General features: G+C 77.8%; 1 protein-coding gene. It reads left to right on the forward strand.

Annotated features, from left to right (window positions below; translation table 11 throughout):
• On the forward strand, nt 1-565 hold a 565-nt coding region (locus AC1MIR_RS22045), incomplete at its 5' end, for a YidB family protein (RefSeq protein WP_480030337.1).
• Nucleotides 566-672 lie beyond the last annotated feature (107 nt).

The following is a 672-nucleotide window of genomic DNA, read 5'->3' on the forward strand; positions in this document are numbered from 1 at the left end:
CGGGCGGGGGGGGGGGGGGGGGGGGGGGGGGGGGGGCGGGGGGGGGGGGGGGGGGCGGGGGGGGGGGGGGGCGCCGGGCGGGGCGCCGCCGCCGCAACAGGGCGGCCTCGGCGGGCTGGCCAGCGGCCTCGGCGGGATGAAGGGCCTCGCGCTGATGGCCCTGCTCGCCTACATGATGCGCGGCCGCGGCGGCACGCAGGGCCTTGCCTCCTTGACCGAGCAGCTGCGCGGCGCTGGCCTCGGCGACCAGGTGGACAGCTGGGTCGGGCCCGGCGCGAACCGCGACCTGCGGCCGGAGGACCTGGCCCGCGCGATCCCGCCCGAGGCGCTGGACGACATCGAGCGCCACACCGGCCTCGGCCGCGACGAGGTGCTGTCCGAGCTCAGCCGCGGCCTGCCGGGCATGGTGGACCGGCTCACGCCGCGCGGGCAGATGCCGCAGCGCGACGACGAGCTGAACGACATCGACGAGCGCGACGTCCTCGGCAGCTTCAACATCGGCGGCGTGGACGGCGCCGCCTATGGCAAGTTCGGCCCGGGCCAGGGCGGCGGGAAGAAGTTTTGATGCGCACTGGCCGAAGGTTTCACCTTCGGCCCCTCAATCGCCGGCGCCGGCCTCCGCCGGCTTGGCTTCGCGGCATTTGCCGCGGCGCGCATTCGCGCGCTCGGCCG

The organism is Falsiroseomonas sp. RANM36, assembly GCF_056682175.1.